The organism is Phreatobacter aquaticus (assembly GCF_005160265.1).
Lineage (GTDB): Bacteria > Pseudomonadota > Alphaproteobacteria > Rhizobiales > Phreatobacteraceae > Phreatobacter > Phreatobacter aquaticus.
In genome coordinates this window covers 1,676,436-1,695,045 of the sequence record NZ_CP039865.1, presented here as the reverse complement: position 1 = coordinate 1,695,045, position 18,610 = coordinate 1,676,436, and the positions used below count along the sequence as shown (strand labels likewise).

16 protein-coding genes are annotated in these 18,610 nt (G+C 66.6%); 10 read left to right on the top strand and 6 right to left on the bottom strand.

The features are described 5' to 3' along the window. The first annotated feature begins 238 nt into the window (after nucleotides 1-238). From E8L99_RS07870 to E8L99_RS07850, 5 genes are all read left to right on the top strand, one after another. Nucleotides 239-1,597, top strand: coding sequence for an NAD(P)H-dependent oxidoreductase (locus E8L99_RS07870; RefSeq protein WP_137099021.1), 1,359 nt, complete (start codon nucleotides 239-241; stop codon nucleotides 1,595-1,597). A gap of 167 nt (nucleotides 1,598-1,764) precedes the next feature. After that, nucleotides 1,765-2,760: a TRAP transporter substrate-binding protein gene (locus E8L99_RS07865; protein WP_137099020.1), complete on the top strand. Its 996-nt coding sequence runs from the start codon at nucleotides 1,765-1,767 to the stop codon at nucleotides 2,758-2,760. Between the two features lie 118 nt (nucleotides 2,761-2,878). Continuing rightward, nucleotides 2,879-3,379 (top strand): TRAP transporter small permease, encoded by a 501-nt coding sequence (locus tag E8L99_RS07860; RefSeq protein WP_137099019.1) that lies wholly within the window; start codon nucleotides 2,879-2,881, stop codon nucleotides 3,377-3,379. Further along, nucleotides 3,379-4,671 carry a TRAP transporter large permease gene (locus tag E8L99_RS07855; RefSeq protein ID WP_137099018.1) on the top strand — a complete coding sequence of 431 codons (1,293 nt, stop codon included), beginning with the start codon at nucleotides 3,379-3,381 and terminating at the stop codon, nucleotides 4,669-4,671. Before E8L99_RS07860 ends, E8L99_RS07855 begins: the two co-directional genes overlap by 1 nt. A 7-nt stretch (nucleotides 4,672-4,678) precedes the next feature. Continuing rightward, a complete protein-coding gene (locus E8L99_RS07850; RefSeq protein WP_391527479.1) occupies nucleotides 4,679-5,476 on the top strand; it encodes an SDR family NAD(P)-dependent oxidoreductase in 798 nt (265 codons plus the stop codon). A 414-nt stretch (nucleotides 5,477-5,890) separates the two neighbouring features. Here E8L99_RS07850 and E8L99_RS07845 read toward each other — a convergent pair whose 3' ends face one another. From E8L99_RS07845 to E8L99_RS07830, 4 genes are all read right to left on the bottom strand, one after another. After that, nucleotides 5,891-6,931, bottom strand: coding sequence for a transketolase family protein (locus E8L99_RS07845; protein ID WP_137099017.1), 1,041 nt, complete (start codon nucleotides 6,929-6,931; stop codon nucleotides 5,891-5,893). Continuing rightward, nucleotides 6,928-7,767 (bottom strand): transketolase, encoded by an 840-nt coding sequence (locus E8L99_RS07840; protein WP_137099016.1) that lies wholly within the window; start codon nucleotides 7,765-7,767, stop codon nucleotides 6,928-6,930. Before E8L99_RS07840 ends, E8L99_RS07845 begins: the two co-directional genes overlap by 4 nt. A 182-nt stretch (nucleotides 7,768-7,949) precedes the next feature. Beyond that, nucleotides 7,950-8,975 carry a Bug family tripartite tricarboxylate transporter substrate binding protein gene (locus tag E8L99_RS07835; RefSeq protein WP_252511293.1) on the bottom strand — a complete coding sequence of 342 codons (1,026 nt, stop codon included), beginning with the start codon at nucleotides 8,973-8,975 and terminating at the stop codon, nucleotides 7,950-7,952. A 53-nt stretch (nucleotides 8,976-9,028) separates the two neighbouring features. Beyond that, nucleotides 9,029-10,006 (bottom strand): ornithine cyclodeaminase family protein, encoded by a 978-nt coding sequence (locus tag E8L99_RS07830; RefSeq protein WP_137099015.1) that lies wholly within the window; start codon nucleotides 10,004-10,006, stop codon nucleotides 9,029-9,031. A gap of 177 nt (nucleotides 10,007-10,183) precedes the next feature. On the opposite strand from E8L99_RS07830, the gene E8L99_RS07825 reads away from it, so the two are divergent. The 4 genes from E8L99_RS07825 (at nucleotide 10,184) to E8L99_RS07810 (ending at nucleotide 15,175) form a co-directional block, all read left to right on the top strand. After that, complete coding sequence (locus tag E8L99_RS07825) at nucleotides 10,184-10,534, top strand: RidA family protein (protein WP_137099014.1); 351 nt, start codon at nucleotides 10,184-10,186, stop codon at nucleotides 10,532-10,534. Between the two features lie 30 nt (nucleotides 10,535-10,564). Continuing rightward, nucleotides 10,565-11,326: an aspartate/glutamate racemase family protein gene (locus E8L99_RS07820; RefSeq protein WP_137099013.1), complete on the top strand. Its 762-nt coding sequence runs from the start codon at nucleotides 10,565-10,567 to the stop codon at nucleotides 11,324-11,326. A gap of 94 nt (nucleotides 11,327-11,420) precedes the next feature. Further along, nucleotides 11,421-12,542 (top strand): metallophosphoesterase family protein, encoded by a 1,122-nt coding sequence (locus E8L99_RS07815; RefSeq protein ID WP_137099012.1) that lies wholly within the window; start codon nucleotides 11,421-11,423, stop codon nucleotides 12,540-12,542. Next, nucleotides 12,539-15,175 (top strand): AAA family ATPase, encoded by a 2,637-nt coding sequence (locus tag E8L99_RS07810; protein WP_137099011.1) that lies wholly within the window; start codon nucleotides 12,539-12,541, stop codon nucleotides 15,173-15,175. The genes E8L99_RS07815 and E8L99_RS07810 overlap by 4 nt, the downstream gene beginning before the upstream one ends. Before the next feature lie 179 nt (nucleotides 15,176-15,354). Here the strand turns inward: E8L99_RS07810 and E8L99_RS07805 are convergent, their stop codons facing one another. Next, the gene (locus E8L99_RS07805; protein WP_137099010.1) at nucleotides 15,355-15,567 is read right to left on the bottom strand and encodes a cold-shock protein; all 213 of its coding nucleotides are present in this window, start codon (nucleotides 15,565-15,567) and stop codon (nucleotides 15,355-15,357) included. 850 nt (nucleotides 15,568-16,417) lie between these two features. Here E8L99_RS07805 and E8L99_RS07800 point away from each other — a divergent pair. Continuing rightward, nucleotides 16,418-17,236 (top strand): transglutaminase-like domain-containing protein, encoded by an 819-nt coding sequence (locus E8L99_RS07800; protein ID WP_137099009.1) that lies wholly within the window; start codon nucleotides 16,418-16,420, stop codon nucleotides 17,234-17,236. Nucleotides 17,237-17,241: 5 nt separating this feature from the next. Here E8L99_RS07800 and E8L99_RS07795 read toward each other — a convergent pair whose 3' ends face one another. Further along, the gene (locus E8L99_RS07795; RefSeq protein WP_137099008.1) at nucleotides 17,242-18,609 is read right to left on the bottom strand and encodes an amidohydrolase family protein; all 1,368 of its coding nucleotides are present in this window, start codon (nucleotides 18,607-18,609) and stop codon (nucleotides 17,242-17,244) included. Between the last annotated feature and the right edge of the window lies 1 nt (nucleotide 18,610).

The window sequence follows — 18,610 nt, the reverse complement described above, 5'->3', positions numbered from 1 at the left end:
TTTCCGTGAAATTGCCATCCTTGTTAGCGTTTACCCAAGACTGGACGACGGCCACGCGCAAGAACGGGCCGCGGGGGAGGATATTGCAGAACGGCGACGACGCCGCGCTGCCTGGCGAACGGCCGGGGCCCTTGGGCCGGTCGACCGCATTCCTGACCCGCGACCACTTCACGCCGTCCATCTTCGGCCCCGCTCATGGCGGTAGCCGTCCCGGAATCTGGCAGAGGACGTCCGTCGCATGAACCTTCACCGCATGCTTCTTGAACGACAGGCGGCAGGCCGCCCCGTCACGGTGGCGCTGATCGGCGCCGGCAAGTTCGGCACGATGTTCGCGAGCCAGGCCCGCTCCACCGCCGGCATGCATCTGGTCGGCGTCGCCGACCTCAACACCGCCCGCGCCCGCTCGCAGCTGAAACTCGCCTGCTGGCCCGACGAGCAATATGCGGCGCCGTCGATCGATGATGCGCTGAAGCACGGGTCGACTTTCATCACCGACAATGCGGATTCGCTGGTCACCCATCCGGGGATCGAGGTGATCATCGAGGCAACCGGTGATCCCGGCGCCGGCATCCGCTTCGCGATCAAGGCGATCGACAACGGCAAGCATATCGTGATGGTCAATGTCGAGGCCGATGCGGTGGCGGGCCCGATCCTCGCCCGCAAGGCGAAGGCGGCCGGTGTCGTCTATTCGCTCGCCTGGGGCGACCAGCCGGCGCTCATCGCCGACCACGTCGACTGGGCCCGCGCGTCCGGCTTCAAGGTGGTCGCTGCCGGCAAGGGCACGCGCTACCACCCGACCTACCACCAGTCGACGCCCGACACGGTGTGGGACATCCTCGACAAGTACATGAAGATCAAGGATCGCAACTCGATCAATCCGAAGATGTTCAACTCCTTCGTCGACGGCACCAAGTCGGGCATCGAGATGACCGCGGTGTGCAATGCGACGGGTCTGGAATCCCAGTCGGAGGGCCTGTCCTTCCCGCCGGCGACCCGCTTCGAACATGCCGAGATCTGCAAGCCGAAGGCGGATGGCGGCGTGCTGGAGCGCAAGGGCGTGACGGAGGTCACCTCCTCGGTCTATCGCGACGGCACCGACGTGCCGCATTCACTCGTCATGGGCACCTATGTCGTGTTCGAGAGCGACAGCGCCTATTCGGAAGAGTGCTTCCGGGAATATTCCATGCTGCCCGACAAGAGCGGCAAATATTCCTGCCTCTACCGGCCGATCCACATGATCGGTCTGGAGCTCGGCTATTCGGTGGCCTCCGCCGCGCTGCGCAAGGAGGCGACGGGTGCGCCGATCTGCTTCAACTCGGACGTGATCGCCACCGCCAAGCGCGACCTCAAGCCGGGCGAGATGCTGGACGGCGAAGGCGGCTTCTGTGTCTGGGGCAAGCAGACCCCGGCCGATGCCTCGCTCGCCCAGGGCTATCTCCCGCTCGGCCTTGCACATAACGTCAAGCTGAAGAACCCGATCAAGGTCGGCGAGCGGCTGAAGTGGAGCGACGTCGAGTACGATCCGAACAGCCAGGCGGTGAAGGTCCGCCGCGAGATGGAAGCGGCCTTTGCCAGGCCGAATGCCAAACAGGCCTGACATCCAGGTCCTGGACGTGACCACCAGCGCGCCGCCCCTTGCCTCCCTGACGGAGGCGGGGCGGCAGCCGCACAACAAGCAGACCGGCCAAGCCGGCGCGATCTATCCCTGAGGAAACCACACGCTAGACCCGGCCAACGGGTCAGCGGCCAACTAGGAGGAACACCATGACCCATTCCGGCAAGACATCCCTGTCCCGCCGCGCCGTGCTCGGCGGTCTTGGCGCCGGCACCGCCCTGCTCGCAGCGCCGGTGACGCTGCGCGCCCAGACCCTGCAGTGGATCGGCGCCAACACGGCGTCCCAGCAGGACTTCATCGGCCTGTCGCTCGACTTCTTCGGCAAGCGGCTCGGCGAACTGACCCGCGGCCAGATCGTGGTGACCAACCATCATGGCGGGTCGCTCGGCGGCGAGCGCGAGCATATCGAGGCGATCCAGCAGGGCGCGATCCAGATCGGCTCGCCCGGACAGGGCGTGCTGGCCGGCGTCTACCGCCCGGCCGAGGTCTGGACCCACCCCTATCTGTTCAAGGATGTCGCCCACAAGGACCGCGTCTGGGACACGATGCGCGCCGAGTATCAGGAGGATATCGGCAAGGTCGCCAAGCTGCGTCCGGTCGCTGCCATCCCGCGGATGCCGCGCATGCTGTCGTGCAACCGCGTGGTGAAGTCGCCGGCCGACATGAAGGGCCTGAAGATCCGCGTGCCGGAGACGGCCCTGTGGCGGCGCACGTTCGAGCTGTTCGGCGCCTCGCCGACGCCGATGGCCTTCCCGGAAGTGTTCCAGGCGCTGAAGTCCGGCGTGATCGACGGCCAGGAGAACCCGATGGGCCTGACCTTCAATTCCGGCATTTTCGACGCCAACACCCACATGTCGCTGACCGAGCACATGATGCAGGACAATTGCATCCTGATGTCGCAGACGGTCTACGAGCGGCTGAGCCCCGAGCTTCGCGCCGCCGTCGACAAGGCTGGCCGCGACATGGAAGCCGACATCCGGCCGAAGGTGATCGCCGACGACGCGCAGATCCTGGAAAAGGTGAAGGCCAAGAAGATCGTCATCACGGAGGTCGACAAGGCCGCCTTCACCCAGTCGGTGAAGAGCCTGATCACCGAGTTCCCCGCCGGCAAGCGCTGGGCCGACCGCATGGCCCAGATCGCCTGATCCATTCGAATGCGTGTGGCCGGCGGCTGTCCGCTGCCGGCCATACCACCTGGCTCAGACACCGGGCGAGACGAACGCGCCCTGCACACGGGTGGCGCAGAAGGGGAAATCGCAGTCCATGACGGCCATCATCAGCAAGCTCTCGAATGTCGTCACCGAGATCGCCAAGCTGTTCCTCGGCACCTGCGTCGCCGCCATCGTGCTGATCACCATTGCCGCCGTCTGGTGGCGCTATGTGATCAATTCGCCGATCGCCTGGATCGAGCAGGTCTCGAACATGCTGTTCATCTGGATCACCTTCGTCGGTGCAGCCGTCCTCTACAGGCAGAAGCTGCATATCGGCGTCGACATGTTCATGGACATGCTGAAGGGCCGCGCCAAGGAGGTGATGTTCTGGATCATCGAGGTCGGCAATCTGCTCTTCATCGCCATCCTGTTCATCTACAGCATGAAACTGTCGATCGACGTGCTGCCCAACACCTATGGCGCGCTCGATATCAGCCCGGCCTGGTTCTATTTCTCCGCGCCGGTCTCCTGCGCGATGATGATGCTCTACTTCATTGAAAAGATCGTCGATCCGTCAAAGCGACGGCCCGAAGGCTCTGTGGGAGACTTCTGATGGGCACGGTCCTGATCGGCGGCTTTTTCGTCCTGCTCGCCCTGTCCTTTCCCATCGGCTTCGCGCTCGGCCTGTCGACCATGGGAGCGATCTGGGCCCATGGCGGCCTGCCCATGTCGCTGCTCGCCCAGCGCACGCTGGTGGGCGCCGATTCCTATGCGCTGCTGGCCATCCCCTTCTTCATCCTGGCCGGCAATCTGATGAATGGCGGCGGCATCACCGACCAGATCATCAAGCTGGCCAATGCGATGGTCGGCCGGTTCCGCGGCGGACTGGCACTGACCTCGGTGACGGCGGCCATGATCTTCTCGGGCCTGTCCGGCTCGGCCGCGGCCGATGCCTCGGCGCTCGGCAAGGTGCTGATCCCGGCCATGAAGAAGCAGGGCTATGGCGGCGGCTTCGCGGCGGCGCTCATGGCGTCGGCCTGCGTCAACGGACCGATCATTCCACCCTCGATCCCGCTGGTCATCTACGGCCTGTCGGCCGCCAAGGGCGTGTCGATCATCGCCTTGTTCCTCGGCGGGATCGTGCCTGGCGTGCTGCTCGGCCTCTCGCTGATGATCGCGGCCTATATCATCGCGGTGAAGCGCAACTATCCCGTCTCCGAGGCCGTGCCGCTGCGCGAGATCCCGAAGCTGATCGGGCCTGCCATGTGGGCGCTGATGATGCCGGTGATCATCCTGATCGGCGTCACCGGCGGCGTTGTGACGGTGACCGAGAGCGCCACCATCGCGGTGGTCTATGCGGCGCTTGTCGGCTTCTTCGTCTATCGCGAGCTGACGCTCAAATCGATCTGGCCGATCCTCGTGCAGACGGCCCTCGACACGGCGCTGGTGATGTTCATCATCGCGCTGTCCTCGGGCTTCGGCTGGCTGCTGGCGGTGTCAGGCCTGCCGCGGGCATCGGCGGCCTGGATCGCCTCGGTCTCATCGGATCCGGTGATCATCCTCATGATGATCAACGTGTTCCTTTTGATCATCGGCATCTTCATGGAGCCGTTGCCAGCGATGTTCATCCTCATCCCGGTGCTTGTGCCGGTGGTGCAGGCGGTCGGCATCGACCTTGTTCATTTCGGGCTGGTCATGGTGTTCAACCTCTGCCTCGGGCTGATCACGCCACCGGTGGGCATCCTGCTTTACATCTGCGCCAACTTCGCCGAGGTGAAGCTCGAGGAGGAGAGCCGCGAACTCGGCCCCTTCCTGGCGGCAGGTGTCGTGGTGCTGATCATCATCTCGGTCTTCCCCTCAACCGTTCTCTGGCTGCCGCGAGTGCTCGTCGGCTACGCGGGATAAGGACTGCATGACCATGACAAGACTGAAGGATCGCGTGGCGCTGGTGTTCGGCGCGGGTTCGGTTGGCCCCGGCTGGGGCAATGGCAAGGCGAGCGCGGTGGCCTATGCGCGGGCCGGCGCGAAGGTCGTCTGCGTTGACATCAACCGGACGGCGGCGGACGAGACGGCTCAGATCATCGCTGGCGAAGGCGGCAAGGCCGAGGCCCTGGTCTGCGACGTCACCAAGCTCACCGAGGTGGAGGATGTCGTTGCCCGCACGCTGAAGGCCTTCGGGCCGGTCGACATCCTGCACAACAATGTGGGGCATGCGAAGATGGGCGGCCCGCCGGACCTCACCGTCGAGGAATGGCACCGCGAGCTCGACCTCAACGTCACCGGCATGTTCATCGCCTGCAAGGTGGTGATCCCGTCCATGATGGAGCGCAAGACCGGCGTCATCACCAACATCTCGTCGTCGGCGGGCATCCGCTATGTCGGCTATCCCTACACCAGCTATTACGCCGCCAAGGGCGCGGTGAACCAGTTCACCGTCGGCGTGGCGCTGCAATATGCGCGCGACGGATTGCGCTGCAACGCGATCCTGCCGGGCCTGATGGACACGCCGCTCATCTACCAGCAGATCAGCGGCGTCTATGGCTCGCCCGACGAGATGGTGAAGGCCCGCCACGAGGCGACCCCGATGGGCCGCATGGGCACCGGCTGGGACATCGCCAATGCCGCCGTGTTCCTGGCAAGCGACGAAGCCAGCTACATCAACGGCGTCTGCCTGCCGGTGGATGGCGGGTTCACGGCGAAATGTGCGTGACGGACTGAGACGGAGCGCCTGACAATCGAGCCGCTGGCGCAAGCCGGCGGCTTTTCTTTTGCCGGCTTATCGTGATGTTCGAAATCGTCCGGAGGGCGACCCTTCTTCACCCACCCCTGGAGGGGGAGGGTGAAGAGATGCCAGCTCAAGCAGCACGCCCATGGCTCTCGGGTTTTCCCGCTGAGACCGTGCGAATGGCCGGGCCCGCCCTTCACCTCTTCCCGACGGGGAGAGGTCGGCGCCCTGAAAGGGCGGCGGGTGAGGGGGCGAGCTGTCTCCGGTAAGCACCATCCCCCTCTCCCGATCCTCGCCTATGGCTCGGATCGACCTCTCCCCGTTGGGGCGAGGTGAAGGACGCGCCCGGCTTCGGGAGCGGGCCTCGCATGGGTCCGAGGAGAGGGTCGCGCGGGCTCCTTACCCCACCATCGCCTTCAGCCGCGTGCACATCGCCTCGGTCGAAATGCCGTAGCGATCGTGCAGCGTCGGCAGGGCGCCGGCATCGAGGAAGGCATCCGGCAGGGCGATCTGCGCGAAGCCTGAGGGCATGACGCCCGCCCGCATCAGCACGCCGGCCACCGCCTCGCCGAGGCCGCCGACCACCGAATGGTTTTCCGCCACGACGACCTTTCGGCCTGTCTTTGCCGCTTCCTTCAGGATCGTCGCCTCGTCCAGTGGCTTGATGGTCGGCACATGCAGCACCGCGACATCGATGCGGTCGGACTCCAGCGCCTTGGCCGTCTCCAGCGCGCGCATGGTCATGAGCCCGGACGAGATGATCAGCACGTCGTTGCCGCCGCGGATCATCTTGGCCTTGCCGAGTTCGAACGTGTAGCCGTACTCGTCCAGCACCATCGGCACATTGCCGCGCAGGAGCCGCATATAGACGGGGCCCTTGTGGTCGGCGATGGCGGTGGTCGCCTGGGCGATCTCATGGGCGTCACAGGGGTCGACGATGGTCAGGCCCGGCATGCCGCGGAAGATCGCGATATCCTCCGTCGCCTGATGGCTCGGCCCATAACCGGTGGTGAGGCCGGGCAGCGCGCAGACGATCTTGACGTTCAGCCCCTCCTCGGCGATCGCCATGAAGATGAAGTCATAGGCGCGGCGCGAGGCAAACACCGCATAGGTGGTGGCAAAGGGCGTGAAGCCCTCGCGGGCGAGACCGGCGGCAGCACTCATCAGGATCTGCTCGGCCATGCCCATCTGGTAGAAGCGGTCGGGATAGGCCTTCGCGAAGATGTGCAGGTCGGTATATTTCGACAGGTCCGCCGACAGCCCGATGATGTCGGGGCGGGTGCGCGCGGCCTCGACCAGCGCATGGCCGAAGGGCGCCGGCGCGGTCCTTTGTCCTTCTCCGGCAATGGAAGCGATCATTGCCGAGGTCTTCAGCCGGACGCCGCCTTCCGCACGCTCGGCGAGATGGGCCGGCCGGTCATATTTCGAGCGCCGGGTCATGCGGGCCTCCCGGCTTCCAGAATGTCGAGGGCCTTCGCCCATTCGTCCGGCTCGACGCGCAGGAAATGGTTGCGCTCGCGCTCCTCGAGGAAGGGCACGCCCTTGGCCATCTTGGTGTCGCAGATGATGATGCGCGGCTTTGATACAGGCGCGTTCCGCGCGGCGTCGAAGGCCTTCACGAGACCTGGAATATCGTTGCCGTCGAGGCGCTGGACATGCCAGCCGAAGGCCTCGAATTTCGGCACCAGCGGCTCGAAGTTCAGCTGCTGGGTGGAGGGGCCGTCTGCCTGCATGTTGTTGACGTCGACGATGCCGATGAGGTTGTCGAGACCGAAGGAGCCGGCCGACATGGCGGCCTCCCAGGTCGAGCCCTCGTCGAGCTCGCCGTCAGAAAACAGATTGTAGACGAAGGCCTTGGAGCGCTTGCGCTTCAGCCCCAGCGCCATGCCCACCGCGATGCCCAGACCATGGCCGAGCGAGCCGCCGGTGATCTCCATGCCGGGCGTGTAAGCGGCCATGCCGGACATGGGCAGGCGGCTGTCGTCACCGCCATAGGTCTCCAGCTCATCGTCGGGGATGATCCCGGCCTCGATCAGCGCCGAATAGAGCGCAATCGCATAATGGCCGATGGAGAGCAGGAAGCGGTCGCGCTCCTCCCATTCGGGATCGTCGGGCCGGTAGTTCAGCGCGTGGAAATAGGACACCGCCAGCACGTCGGCGATGCCGAGCGCCTGCGCGATATAGCCCTGGCCCTGCACCTCGCCCATGCGCAAGGCATTGCGGCGGATGCGCCAGGCTCGCTCGGCGAGCGAGACGTTATGGCCTAACTGGGTCATTTGAACGAGACCTCTGGTGATTGAAGGCCGAGCCTTGAGCTGGTCCTCCCCTGCACCTTTCATAGGATGCCGCGGCGGGGCGCGGCAACGTCTCGTTGGGCCCTGCCCGCGATTGGCGGACAGGGATGCGCAAATGGCCGGGAGGCTGTCTGGTCAGGCGCTTGCGCGGCCCGCGCGCGGGGTCATTCGATCCTGACCTTGGTCTCCTCGACCACCTTCTTCCAGAAGACCATTTCCTCCTTCAGCACCTGCGCGAATTCGGCGGGGCCCTTGTTGACCACGTCGAAGCCGACATCGGCCAGCCGCTGGCGCGCCGCGGGTTGCTGGAGGAACTCCGAAATCTCGCGATTGACGGTGGAGACCACCTCGCCGGGCGTGCCCTTGGGGGCCATGATGCCGACCCAGGTATCGCCCTCGATCTCGGGGAAGCCCTGCTCGACCATGGTCGGCACGTCAGGAAGAAGCGCGGAGCGGGTCTTGCCGGTCACTGCCAGCGCTCTCAGGCGGCCGCCGGCGATCATCGGTCCGGCGGAGGCCATGGTGGTCCAGGCGCTGGGGATCTGGTTGGCGACGACCGACTGAACCGCCGGTCCGGCCCCGGGGAAGGTCACGGCCACCATGTCGAGATTCTGGGTCACCTTCAGCCGTTCCGCCAGCAGATGGCCCTGGGTGCCGATCCCGCCATGGGCGTAGTTCTGGTTAGGCCGTGCCTTGAGGTCGGCGACGAATTCCTTGGCGCTCTTGGCGGCAAGCGAGGGATGGACCGAGATCACATGGGTCGAGGAGACCGAGAGGTTGATCGGCACGAAATCGGCGACCGGATCGTAGGGCAGATTGTTGAAGACCGAGGCATTCACCGCATGGGTGCTGAGAGCGAACAACAGCGTATAGCCATCGGCCGTGGAACGAGCCGCCTGGACTGTGCCGCGATTGCCGGTGGCGCCGGCGACATTCTCGACGACGAATTGCTGTCCGAGCTTCTGCGACAGGTGCTGGCAGGCCAGCCGCGCATAGACGTCCACGGTGCCGCCCGGCGCGAAAGTGACGATGGCGCGCACGGGGCGGGCCGGATAGGCTTGCGCGCGGGCCACATTGGGGGCCGCCAGCAGAACGGCCGAGCCGCCGAGAAGCCCGGAGAAGCCCCGCCGGCTGAATGTGGCCAGGCCGCGCGGCGCCATGGATCGATCGCGATCGGAAGAGTGCGTCATCTGTCAGTCCCCTTCATTCCAGCAAGCATGAGCCGATGCCCGTTCGGGCGTGTTCAGAGCGGCAGCGTCGTGCCGATACCTTTGGCCAGCGCGGTCTCGTAGACAAGGATCGCCGACGCGAGATCAGCAATCCCCGTGCCGGAGAAGATCAGCGCGTTGCGCTCGGCGGCATGGGCGCGCCCCGGCTGACGGCCCGCGACGAGATCGCAGAGTTCGGCGGCAAAGGGCCCGTCATAGTTCAGCGTGCCCTTGGGGCCGACCGTGCTCTGCTCGTGGTCGTCGGTCACCGTGCGGTCGAAGGCCGACAGGCTGTCGCGGCGCCAGCCGAAGCCGAGATCGACGGAAGCGACGAACGTGCCCGGCTCGACCCAGTTGGCGTCGAGCTGACCGGCGGTGGCCGAGCCATGGGGGATAGAGCTGACGATGATGTCGCTGCCGGCGATCGCGGCCCTGGGATCGCTGACCGCGCGCGCGTCCAGCCCCTTGGCGCGGGCATGGGCGGCGAAGGCCTCGGCCGTCTCCAGGCGGCGGCTGTAGGCGACGACCGTCGTCAGCGGCAAGGCAGCCGAGAACGCGTCGAGATGGCTGTGCGCCTGCGCGCCGCAGGCGAGGAAGCCGATGGTGCGGGCATCGGGACGCGCCATGATTCGGGCGGCGATCAGCGAGATCAGCGCGGTGCGGATGGCGGAGATCCAGATGCCATCCATGATTGCCAGGGGTCGACCGGTGGTCGCCTCGTTGAGGATGATCATCGGCATGAAATCCGGCAGGCCGGCGCTGCCATTGCCCGGGAAATAGCCAAACCATTTGAAGGCGCCATAGGCCGGCTGATCCATGGCAGCGCCCTTGCCCCGGAAGCAGTTGCGGCCACCGGCGCCGATGACGACCTTCGGATGGGACCAGACACCGCCCTCGGCCCGGCGCAGGAAGACCTGGCGGATGGCCTCCTCCAGCGCGCTGGCCGTCACGCCGCAGGCGACGACGTCGGCCTGCGAGAGATAGGTCAGGTGATGCCCGGCATGCGACGTCATAGGGGAGGTCTCCAATTGCCCTGCCCTCGCCCGGAGAGCCGGGGGAGATCGGCCGCCAGCCTTGCGCAAGTTCGCTCGCAGCGCCAGCCTCGCTAGCGCAATGGCATACGGCGCTGGACAAGCGCCGCCGCGTCGTGGCACCCGGCCGATGGCACCACCGAACAAGGGCAGGACACCGTGACGAATATCATCCGCATCGACCAGAACGCCCGCCGCAGCCGCGCGTCCGTCTTCGGCGACCTCGTGTTCCTCGCCGGCCAGGTTGCCGACGACAAGAGTGGCGACATCACCCAACAGACCCGCGAGGCCCTCGCCAAGGTCGACGACATGCTGGCGCAGGCCGGCACCGAGCGGTCGCGTCTCCTGAGCGTGCAGATCTGGCTGAAATCCATGGACGACTTCGCAGCCATGAATGCCGTCTATGATGCCTGGGTCGTTCCGGGCCAGGCGCCGACCCGGGCCTGCGGCCGCGTCGAACTGGCCCATCCGGATTACCTGATCGAGGTCATCGCCATCGCGGCGCGCTGACCGGCGGCGCGGGGCTTTGAGGAGACTGCCATGACGACGCCCATCGCACCCTCCTCCCCCCGCATCGCCAAAGGCGGCTGGGCGCTCTACGGCGCGCCCCTCGGCATCCTGATGCTGGAGACGCGCTTTCCCCGCATTGCCGGCGATATCGGCCATGCGGGGACCTGGCCGTTTCCGGTGCTCTACAAGGTCGTCACCGGCGCGACCGCTGAGAAGGTGGTGCTGGAAGGCGCCGCCGGACTTCTGCCGGCTTTCATCGACGCGGCCCGCGACCTGGTGCGGCAGGGCGCCGAGGCCATCACCACCAGCTGCGGCTTCCTGTCGATCTTCCAGGCCGAGATCGCGGCGGCGGTCGGTGTGCCGGTCGTAACCTCATCGCTGATGCAGGTGCCGTGGGTGCAGGCAACATTGCCGCCGGGCAAGCGTGTCGGCATCGTCACGGTGTCGCGTTCGTCCCTGACGCCTGCGCATCTGCTGACCGCCGGTGTGCCGCTGGACGCCCCGGTGGTTGGAGTCGAGAACGGCCGCGAATTGTTCAGGGTGCTGGTGAAGGCAGAGAGCGAGGACCTGGATGTCGCGCTCGCCGAGCAAGACGTGATCGAGGCCGGCCGGGCGCTTGTCGCGGCCCATCCCGATCTCGGCGCCATCGTGCTGGAATGCACCAACATGCCGCCCTATGCGGCAGCGCTCCAGGCGGCCCTCGGCCTGCCGGTCTATGACATCTACACGCTGATCACCTGGCTCCACGCGGGCCTCAGGCCGCGCGCCTTCGGGTCTGGCCTGCGCACCTGACGGCTGTCGCTGAAGGCCGATTCGCGTGGTACCGAGGGGCGGGTGCCGCGGCCCGATCTTGCGCGCATCCGGGACAGGGACGGTCAGGATAGCGATGGTGCGCTTCATCCACAGCAGCGATCTGCATCTCGGCAAGCGCTTCGGCAACATGGCCGAGGATCTGCGCGGGCGGCTGAGAGAAGCCCGTCACAGCGTGATCGGCCGGCTTGCCGCCGTGGCCCGCGACAACGGCGCCCAGGCGGTGCTGCTGGCCGGCGACACGTTCGATACCGAAACGCCGGCGCCGGACATCCGCCGGCAGGCGCTGGCGGCGATGCACCACCATCACCCGCTCACCTGGATCATTCTGCCGGGCAATCACGATTCCCTGCAATCCAGCGAATTGTGGCGCGCGCTCGCCGCCGATCGCCCCGGCAATGTCCTGCTGGCGACCGAGGCCCAGCCGATCGAGCTCCAGCCCGGGGTGACGATCCTCCCCGCGCCCTGCACCACACGCCGGCCAGGCCGCGACCTGACCGAATGGATGGAGGGTGCCGCAACCGGCGAGGCCATGCGCATCGGCCTCGCCCATGGACCGATCCAGACCTTCTCGGAGGAGGCCGCGATCTCCGACGTCATCGCGCCGGACCGGGCTGTCCGCGCCGGGCTCGACTATCTGGCGCTTGGCGACTGGCACGGTGCCGTCGCCGTCGATGCCCGCACCCGCTACAGCGGCACGCCCGAGCCGGACCGGTTCAAGCATGACGCGCCCGGACGCGCGCTGATGGTCGTGATCGAGGCGAAAGGCGCACAGCCGGAAGTGACGCCGCTTGAAACCGGCCTTTTTGACTGGCGGACGCTGCCGCTGCCATTGCTGGCGCAGGACGACGGCGCGGCGATGCTGCCAACCCTTCTGCCCGCCGGCCCGCAGCGCCGGCAGAGCCTGTTGCGGATTGCCGCCTCGGGCCGCGCCAGCATCGCCACGCGCACCGCGCTGGCGGCGGCCGTCGAGCAGGCCGCGCCGGAATTCGCCCTGCTCGAGCTTCTGACCGATGGCCTCGAGACCGAATGCGAGGCCGGCGACCTCGATCTGATCGATCGTGCGGGCGCGCTGCGCCAGGCCGCCGAGATCCTGCAAGTGGAGAGCCTGGACGGGGCCAAGACGGCAGCGGAGCGCGAGATTGCGCGCGCGGCGCTGGTCCGCCTGTTCTCCTATGCCCAGAAGGCCGCGTCATGAAGATCTCGGCGCTGCGGCTTCACAACGTCAAGCGGTTCGCCGGACGCGGCGTTGCCATCGAGGGCATCGGCGACGGCGTCAACGTGCTGTGCGCCGCCAATGAATTCGGCAAGTCGACCAGTTTCGAAGCGCTGCATGCGCTGTTCTTCCAGCCGCATTCGGGCGTGCCCAAGGAGGTCCGCAGGCTGCAGCCCTATAGCGGCGGCAATCCGCTGGTGGAGGCCGACATCGTGACGGCGGGGGGACAGTTCCGCCTGACCAAGCAGTTCATCGGCGGCAAGCGCGCAACCGTCACCGAGATCGCCAGCGGGCGGCTGGTGGCCCAACAGGACGAGGCCGAACGGTTCATCGCCGATCTGGTCCATGGCGGGACGGCGGGTCCGGCCGGCATGCTGTGGGTGCGGCAAGGCATTACCGGACTGGAGGAGCGCAGCCGCAGCGACGAGGAGGGCGATCGGCGCGTCCGCGAGAGCCTGCTGACCTCCGTCCAGGGCGAGGTCGAGGCGGTCACCGGCGGCCGGCGCATGGCGGCGATCATGGAGGCGGCATCCGAGGAGCTCGGCCGGTTCGCCACGCCGACATTGAAGCCGAAGGCCGGTGGCCCCTATGCCGCGGCCGCTGAGGACCTGGCCCGTCTGCTGGCGCAGGAGAAGCGGCTTGAGAAGGACGTCGCCGATCTCCGCGACGCGCTCGACCGCCGCCTGATGGCGACAAGGCGCCTCACCGAGCTGGACGCCCCCGAGGAGAAGGCCTCGCGGCGCGCGGCTGTTGTAACAGCCGAGGCCGCCCTCCAGAAGGCCCGCGCCCATAGCGACGCGCTGAAGGCGCGCGAGGCGGAAACAGCGCTCGCCCGCGACCGCCTCGCCAAGGCGGATCGGGAGCTGACCGCCTTTCGCGATGCGCTGACGCGGGCCGCTACCCTGTCGCATGAGCTTGGCCAGGCCGCCGAGCAGCGCGGTGCCTTGCGCGCCCGGCGCGCCGAATGCCAGGCGGCCATCGACACGGCATCGGCCCTGGCCAAGGCGGCCGAGGCCGAACAGCGGGCGGCGCGCGATCTGCTGGCCCGCCTCGACGCGGCGATGAAGGCGCGGCAGGCCATGGAGGATCTGCTGGTCCGCCGCGAGCGTCTCACCGAGGCCGAGACGGTCCGCCAGAGCCTGGAAGCGGGCGAAGCCGAGCTTGCCCGCCTCGCCATGCCCGAGGATGCGATCGACCGGCTGCAGAAGCTGGACATGGAGATCGCACGGCTGCGGGCGTCGGCGGAGGCCGGGCTTCCCTCCGTCCGCCTCGACTATCAACCGGGCGCATCCGCCGTGCTGGCCGATGGCGTGCCGCTGGCTGATGGCGTCGATCGCAGCGTGCCGGATAACCTCGTGCTGACCCTGCCGGGCATCGGCACCCTGACACTTCGCTCCAACCGGCCGGCCGGTGCGGATGCAGCGCTCACCAAGGCCGTTGCGGGCCGGCAATCGCTGCTCGCCACTTTGGGGGTGGACGATCTGCCGGCGGCTCAACAGCGCCAGGCCGAGGCCCGCGACAAGGCGGGATCGGTCGCGAGCCTGCGCCTCCAGCTGCGGCTTCTGGCGCCGGAGGGTGTGCCGGCGCTGCGCGCCGACGTCGCGCGGCTGGAGGCGATCGCCCCGGCCGATATCGAGCTGAAGGGCGATCCTGATGCGGCCCGCGAGGCGGTCGCCAAGGCCGACCTCCAGGTCGATGCGGCGCGCAATGCCGAGCGGGAGGCTGGTCCCTCATTGAGCCGGGCTCAGGATGCCGAGGGACAGGCGGAGGCCGCCTATGTCCGGCTGAACGGCGAATTGTCCGGTCTCGAGGCCTTGCTGGGACCGGCGGAGGCCCGGATGGCGCGGGAGCAGGCGCTTGCGGCCGAGCGCGCGAGCCAGCAGATTCAGGTCGACCAGTTGGACATGCAGCTCACAGGGCTCCGTGAGCATGCGCCGTCGGTTGAGGCGATCGAGGCGTCGCTGCAGCGCGTCCGGTCGATCGAGGATGGCGCGGCCAGGGAAGCCGCAGCGCTCCGCGAGCAGCTGGCCGAATTGAACGGGCAGATCCGCTCCCGTTCCGACGATGCGGTGGAGGAGAGCTGGCGGGAAACCAAGGACCAGCGCGAGGCGGCCGAGGCGCGGGTCGCGGCCTTCGAGACGGAGGTGGCGGTTCTGGATCGCCTCAAGGCGGTGCTGCAACAGGCACGCTCGGCGGCCCGCGATCTCTATCTCAAGCCCGTGCTGACCGAATTGCGGCCGCTGCTCGGCATGCTGTTCGACGACGTGTCCATCGTCTTCGACGAGAAGACGCTGCTGCCCCAGTCGATCCGCAGGAATGGCCAGGACGAGGACATCGATCGGCTGAGCGGCGGCATGCGCGAGCAGCTGTCGATCCTGACGCGGCTGGCCTTCGCGCGGCTTCTCGCCCGCGACGGTCGCGCGGCGCCTGTCATTCTCGACGATGCGCTGGTCTATTCGGACGATGACCGCATCGAGCGCATGTTCGATGCGCTGCACCGGCAGGCGCGCGAGCAGCAGATCATCGTCTTCTCGTGCCGGCAGCGCGCCTTCGCCAGGCTCGGCGGCCACGTGCTGCACATGACGGATTGGGTGCCTGACGCCGCCGCACGATAAGGCCCGGCCAAACGTGCAAACGCCCCGGAACGCACTGCCATGGAGGCAGACGCGGCCGAGGCGAAAGACTGGAGACATCGCGCATATCCGCCGCCGGTACATCCGCGGTCGGCATCCAATGTGCGATCTCTCACAAGGGCATCGCGATCCGGCTGAAAGCCGGTCCGCGCGCCAATTGGTTAGCTGGCGGAGCTGAGGTTCTCGGCCGACATCTTGCCGGTCTTGCGATCAGCCACGAGCTCGAAGTTGACCTTCTGGCCTTCCTGGAGATCGCCCATGCCGGCACGCTCGACCGCGCTGATGTGGACGAAGGCATCGTTGCCGCCGCCATCGGGCGCAATGAAGCCGAAGCCCTTTTGAACGTTAAACCACTTCACGGTTCCCGTAGGCATGGGACTCACCTTTGCAGAATAGGATTGTGCGGCCTGCGAGCACGCAGACTGTCGAAATTGCTTTTCCGGCAGAATATCGTCGGCCTCCTTGGGATAAATCCTGAAGAGGTCATTCCATAAGGCCGTCCATCGACCAGCCTGATATGGTCACCAGCCAGATATTTTGCAAGGCCGATTGTTCATCCAATTTATTTGACGCCGAAATCGATTGCGCAAGATTGCAAATTTACACCCTGAATTCGGTAAAAAGCCGCGGAAAAACTTGTCTCTTCAGGGCCAATTACGATCGACCCGCTCCTCCGCGAGCCCGAACGGCCGCTTGAACGATTGGCCTCGCAGAGCGTCCCGCGCGTTTCGCCAGCCCTGCCCCAACAGCGGCCCGCAAACGAAACATGGCCCAATGACCTTCCCGCTCACGATCCCCCCTTTGTATCCAGGCGATGTCCGCTGGATGGGCAGAGAACCGGGAAACGTATTCTCACGCTGAGGGCCATCCTGATTTCACGATGACATCATGGTATTATTTGGTATCGGCCTGTTTTGATGTTTTATTTCCTGTCCTTTTTCCATCGAAGCCTCTATCCTTTTTCATGGACCATTCTGCCGCTGGAAGAATGGGATAGGCCATCGTGGTCTCCGACCTCGATCGCCTGAGGCCGGCCGACATGGTGCGAGCCGCACTGCAGGACGAGGCCAGCCCGCCGACCTGCTGACTGCCGCGAACGCAGATCTCTATCCCGACGCTGCTTCCACACGAGGACGCACCAGACGTGCATCCCGACACGGCGGCGATCGAACAGACGCCCGCCCAAGCTTCACTCTTGCCCCCGACACAAGGACATCGTCCATCATGCTGATCCGCTATGGCTACGACATTACGGTCACCTGCACCCAGCCGACGCCCATGGTGGCGCTGCTGACGGCCCATGGCGAGCGCGCGGATGATATCGTCAAGGCCGAGGAGCTGGTCACGACACCGGCCATTGCGAGCACGACCTATGTCGACCTGTTCGGCAATGTCTGCCGCCGCTTCGTCGCGCCTGCCGGCGATCTCTCGCTGTGGGGCGACGGCACCGTGCGCGACGATGGCCTGCACGACCGCATCTGGCCCGATGCCGCCGAGATCGCCATTGCCGACCTGCCGGATGACTGCCTGATCTACCTGATCGGCAGCCGCTATTGCGAGACCGACAAGCTGAGCCAGGTCGCGTGGGACCGGTTCGGCGGGGTCAGCCCGGGCTGGTCGCGCGTCCAGGCGATCTGCGACTTCGTCCACGGCCATATCCGGTTCGGCTATATGGATGCCCGCTCCACGCGCACGGCGATGGAAGCCTATGAGGAGCGGATCGGGGTGTGCCGCGACTATGCGCATCTGGCGATCGCGCTCTGCCGCTGCATGAACATTCCGGCGCGCTATGTGAACGGCTATCTCGGCGACATCGGTGTGCCGATTGTCGACCCGATGGATTTCAGCGCCTGGATGGAGGTGTATATCGGCGGCCGCTGGCACACGTTCGACCCGCGCAACAACGTGCCGCGGATCGGGCGGATCGTCGTCGCCCGCGGACGCGATGCCGCCGATGTGCCGCTGATCAATTCGTTCGGCCCGCACATCCTGAAGAGCTTCCGGGTGTGGGCCTATGACGTGTCCGGCGTGGCGCCAGTCTAAGCGCCTTAGGGCTGAGCCGGCCCCGGCAGCGCCAGCCCTGACTCATGGGCGAGCCTCGCCACCGATTGCCGCAGGCGCTCTCCAAGGCGCGACAGCCAGCCGGCCTCCACCAACAGGCGGCCGTCGCGCTTGCGCGTTACGCCATCGACGATGACGGTGTCGACATTGCCGGCATGGGCCTGCTCGACGATCGAGAAGACAGGGTCGTGGACCGGGAACAGGTTGAGGTCACCTGCCCGCAGCAGGACGATGTCGGCCTTGGCGCCGGGCTTCAGGACGCCGATGGCCCCCTCCATCATCAGCGCCTGCGCGCCAGCCGCGGTCACCCAGCCGAGCGCGGTCTTGACAGGGATCATCGCATCCGGGCGGCCGTGGCGCAGACCCTCGTTGCGGGCGAACAGCAGGGCCGTCTGCATCTCCCGCCAGAGATCGCCGGAGACCATCGCCTCGACGTCGACACCGAGCGAGGGCCTGTGGCCGCGATCCATCACCTTCCTGAGCGCCGAGTCGCTGGGGTAATCGTGGAATTCGTTGGTCGTGGTGGCCGTCACCGTGCAGCCGGCATCGAGCAGGCGGCCGAGTTCATCGGCGGTCAGATGGTTGCAGTGGACGAGATTGTGGTCCGGTCCGAGCAGACCCATCGCGGCGAGGCGGTCATAGCCATCGGGCACGATGGCCGCCGCATGCGGGCGCGTGACGTGGGACGACGCGATGAGGCCGAGGTCGCGCGCAAGCCTGACATTGGCGAGGCTCGCCTCCCAGTCGGCCCAGTGCGGGCCGGCAATGCCCAACGCGAGGGTCACGCGGCCCGGTGTCGCAAAGCGGCTCCGTTGCAGCGCCTCCACCCGCTCGCGCGGATGCAGCCGGCGGGCCGGCAGGGCGCCGGGAAGCGCGGGCTCACGCAATCCGTCGCCATGGATGAAGACCGCGCGAATGCCGGCATCGACCAGAGCATCGACCGACCGCTCGGCCTGCTCGAGCGTGCGGACATTGTGGCAATAGTCGGCAAGCGTGGTCACGCCGTTGTTCAGCTGGTTGAGCGCGCCGAACAGCGTGCCGAGGTAATTGTCCTCCGGCCCGAAGCGGGTGGCGGCATTGCCGTAGAAATTGCGGAAATAGTCCGGCGCCAGCCATTCCGAGCCGATGGCGCGAAAGCCCGCCTGAAACGTGTGGAGGTGCATGTTGACGAGGCCCGGCATGACGATCATGCCGGAGGCGTCGATCACGTCATCCCAAGGCTGGTCGACCCTCTCGGCAATCGCCTCGATCCGGTCACCGACATAGAGCAATTCCCAGTTGCGGCGCGTGCCAATGGCCCCGTCCATTGTGACGAGATGGCCGCAGCGGATGAGCGTGCGCTTCGGGCTCGCCATT

Coding starts and splice junctions, on each gene's coding strand:
- E8L99_RS07870 (WP_137099021.1), top strand. CDS start 239: ATGAACCTTCACCGCATGCTTCTTGAACGACAGGCGGCAGGCCGCCCC.
- E8L99_RS07865 (WP_137099020.1), top strand. CDS start 1,765: ATGACCCATTCCGGCAAGACATCCCTGTCCCGCCGCGCCGTGCTCGGC.
- E8L99_RS07860 (WP_137099019.1), top strand. CDS start 2,879: ATGACGGCCATCATCAGCAAGCTCTCGAATGTCGTCACCGAGATCGCC.
- E8L99_RS07855 (WP_137099018.1), top strand. CDS start 3,379: ATGGGCACGGTCCTGATCGGCGGCTTTTTCGTCCTGCTCGCCCTGTCC.
- E8L99_RS07850 (WP_391527479.1), top strand. CDS start 4,679: ATGACCATGACAAGACTGAAGGATCGCGTGGCGCTGGTGTTCGGCGCG.
- E8L99_RS07845 (WP_137099017.1), bottom strand. CDS start 6,931: ATGACCCGGCGCTCGAAATATGACCGGCCGGCCCATCTCGCCGAGCGT.
- E8L99_RS07840 (WP_137099016.1), bottom strand. CDS start 7,767: ATGACCCAGTTAGGCCATAACGTCTCGCTCGCCGAGCGAGCCTGGCGC.
- E8L99_RS07835 (WP_252511293.1), bottom strand. CDS start 8,975: ATGACGCACTCTTCCGATCGCGATCGATCCATGGCGCCGCGCGGCCTG.
- E8L99_RS07830 (WP_137099015.1), bottom strand. CDS start 10,006: ATGACGTCGCATGCCGGGCATCACCTGACCTATCTCTCGCAGGCCGAC.
- E8L99_RS07820 (WP_137099013.1), top strand. CDS start 10,565: ATGACGACGCCCATCGCACCCTCCTCCCCCCGCATCGCCAAAGGCGGC.
- E8L99_RS07815 (WP_137099012.1), top strand. CDS start 11,421: ATGGTGCGCTTCATCCACAGCAGCGATCTGCATCTCGGCAAGCGCTTC.
- E8L99_RS07810 (WP_137099011.1), top strand. CDS start 12,539: ATGAAGATCTCGGCGCTGCGGCTTCACAACGTCAAGCGGTTCGCCGGA.
- E8L99_RS07805 (WP_137099010.1), bottom strand. CDS start 15,567: ATGCCTACGGGAACCGTGAAGTGGTTTAACGTTCAAAAGGGCTTCGGC.
- E8L99_RS07800 (WP_137099009.1), top strand. CDS start 16,418: ATGCTGATCCGCTATGGCTACGACATTACGGTCACCTGCACCCAGCCG.
- E8L99_RS07795 (WP_137099008.1), bottom strand. CDS start 18,609: ATGGCGAGCCCGAAGCGCACGCTCATCCGCTGCGGCCATCTCGTCACA.